This is a genomic window from Pseudodesulfovibrio pelocollis (assembly GCF_030282845.1).
GTDB classification, from domain to species: Bacteria; Desulfobacterota; Desulfovibrionia; order Desulfovibrionales; family Desulfovibrionaceae; genus Pseudodesulfovibrio; species Pseudodesulfovibrio pelocollis.
Map to the genome: position 1 here is coordinate 1 of NZ_JASTWE010000091.1, position 2,872 is coordinate 2,872.

The window sequence follows — 2,872 nt, forward strand, 5'->3', positions numbered from 1 at the left end:
AAGCAGCCCGACGGCAGGTGGTTCGCCAGGCTCAACCGCCACGGCGTGGATGTGGCCGAGTACACCGTCAGCTGCGAGCCCGGCATAGCCCGGCCCGCCAAGTACTGGTAGGCGGCCATGCCTAGGCGAAGTGCAGTGCAGACCCTGCCCAAGAGCGTCAAGCAGTGGCTGGACCGCGCTCTGGCCGAGAACGGCTTTGCTGGCTACCAGCTGCTGGCCGACGATCTGAAGGCGCGCGGATACGACATTTCCAAGAGCGCCGTCCACCGCTACGGCCAGAAGTTCGAGGAGCGGCTGGCCAACCTCAAGCTGGCCAGCGAGCAGGCCCGCGCCATAGTAGACGCCGCGCCGGACGACGAGAACACCATGAACGACGCGCTCATGCGCCTTGTTCAGGAGCGGCTGTTCGGCGTGCTTCAGGACATCGAGATCGACCCGAGAAAGATCAACATCGGCTCCCTGGCCAAGTCCATCGCCGAGCTGGGCCGGGCCAGCGTGACCCAGAAAAAGTGGATGGCCGAGGCGCGCGAGCAGGCCAGGCGCGAGGCACGGGAGGAAATGATCAAGAGGATCGCGGACCTTGGCACAGCCGCCGACCTCAAGAGCCTCAGCGACGAGGAGCTGGACCAGCGTATCGCCGCCCTGGCCGGGGAGTGACATGGACAAGTCCCACCACGAGGAACTGGCTCCGCTGCTCAAGGAGCGCGAGCTGCGCACGCTCCGGGCCGAACAGGCCCGGCGCAACATGGCGGCGTTCGTGTCGTTCACCAAAGAGGACTACATCCACAATCCGTTTTCCACGGCCGTATGCGAAGCTCTGGATGTCTTTTTGGAGGATGTCTTTGCCGGGCTCAGGCCGGTCCTTGTGCTGCAGGCCCCGCCACAGCACGGCAAGTCGGAGCTGGTTTCGCGGCGTTTCCCGCCGTATGCCCTTGGCCGCTATCCCAACCTGCGCATCGCGGCCGCTTCCTATGGGGCCGACCTTGCCAGAGACATGAACCGCGACGTGCAGCGGATCATGATGGAAGACGCCTACCGGACCGTGTTTCCTGAATCCGCCCTGAACCCCAGGCGGACGGTGACCATCGAAGGGCAGGCCCTGCGCAACGCCGAGCGGTTCGATATCTTGGGGCATCGCGGATATTACGTCTGCACCGGCGTAGGAGGACCGCTGACGGGTAAATCCGTGGACGTCGGTGTCATCGACGACCCGATCAAGAACCAGGAGGAGGCCCGCTCGGACACCATCAAGCGCGCTATCCTCAGTTGGTACAACACGGTATTCCTGACGCGCCTCTCCAAATTGAGCGGGCATATCATCATGGCCACATCCTGGGCCGTGGATGACCTCTCGGCCACGGTGATCAAGAAAAACCCCAAGGCGCGGCACCTCAAATTTCCCGCCATCGACCAAGACGGCAAGGCCCTGGTTCCCGAGCTGCACCCCATCGACAAGCTCCTGGAGACCAAGGCCTCGCTGACTCCCTCCGAATGGAGCGCCCTGTACATGCAGAGCCCGGTCCGCGAGGGCGGCAACATCTTTCAGGAGGAATGGATCAAGCGCTGGGACAAGTCCACGCTGCCCCCCTATTTCGACGAGGTCATCCAGTCCTGGGATATGACATTCAAGGCCACGGACGGGTCCGACTACGTCGTCGGCCAGGTCTGGGGCCGCAAGGGGGTCAACTACTTTTTGTTGCACCAGGTGCGCGCCCGGATGGGATTTACCAGATCCAAGGAGGCGGTAAAAACGGTGTCGGTCCAGTTCCCGCAATACACTGGGGTGCTCATCGAGGACAAGGCCAACGGCCCGGCCGTTATGGACGCCCTCAAGGAAGATATCCCGGGACTCATACCCGTCGAACCGGATGGGTCCAAGGTGGCCCGCGCCCACGCGGTTACATCTCTATGGGCCGGTGGCAACGTGTTCATTCCGGAGGACGATGCGTTCCCGTGGGTGGCCGACTTCGTTGCCGAACTCGTGAGTTTCCCCGCTGGCGGGCACGATGATCAGGTTGACAGCATGACACAGGCCCTGCGGCACTTGAAATCGCACGGGCTGAGCATATGGGAGGCATTGGCCAATGGGTAGACGCCGGGACCACAAAGGCAAGCGCATCGAGACGCAGGCCGCAGCGCGGACCACGGACGGATTCGACAATTTCGCGGCCAGGCTTGGCCTGGGGCAGGACAACCTGCTGGCCAAGGGACGGTACAGCGGCCGGTCATCGCTGACGCGCGACCGCGTGTCGCTGGAGTCCATGTACCGCACCAGCTGGATCGTCGGGCGCATGGTGGACGTGGTGGCCGAGGACATGGTGCGCGGCGGCATCGACATCCGCGCCGAGCTGCCGCCCGGCAAGGTGGACGAGATGATCCGGGCCATGCGCCGGATGGGCGTCAACAGCCGGTTGTCCGAGGCCATCAAGTGGGGCCGCCTGTACGGCGGGGCGCTGGCCGTGATCCTCATCGACGGGGCGGACATGGTCACACCGCTGGATGTGTCGCAGGTTGGCCAGGGCGACTTCCGCGGGCTGTATGTGCTCTCGCGCCATCAGGTCACGCCGTCAACGCAGCGGATAGACGAGCTGGGGCCGATGCTCGGCTATCCCGAGCACTACCGGATCGAGGCCGCCGCCGGGGTGGAGGCCATGCGCATCCACCACAGCCGGGTGATCCGGTTCGTGGGCGTGGAGCTGCCCTATGACGAGCGCGAGGCGGAGCAGGGCTGGGGCGCGAGCGTGGTGGAGCGGGCGTTCGACCGCATCCTGGCGCTGGACAGCGCCACCTACGGCTCGGCCAACATGATGCTCAAGAGCCACCTGCGGGTGGTGGGCATCAACAAGCTGCGCGAGATCCTCGCGGCGGGCGG

The 2,872-nt window shown here is 64.7% G+C and carries 3 protein-coding genes; all 3 read left to right on the forward strand.

From position 1 onward, the window contains the following. Positions 1–117 precede the first annotated feature (117 nt). Positions 118–657, forward strand: coding sequence for a DUF3486 family protein (locus QQS14_RS16240; protein ID WP_285908063.1), 540 nt, complete (start codon positions 118–120; stop codon positions 655–657). Position 658: 1 nt separating this feature from the next. Further along, positions 659–2,092, forward strand: a complete 1,434-nt coding sequence (gene terL / locus QQS14_RS16245) for a phage terminase large subunit (RefSeq protein ID WP_285908064.1) — start codon at positions 659–661, stop codon at positions 2,090–2,092. Further along, a partial coding sequence (locus tag QQS14_RS16250) for an anti-CBASS protein Acb1 family protein (RefSeq protein ID WP_285908065.1) occupies positions 2,085–2,872 on the forward strand: 788 nt, incomplete at its 3' end. The genes terL and QQS14_RS16250, both read left to right, overlap by 8 nt.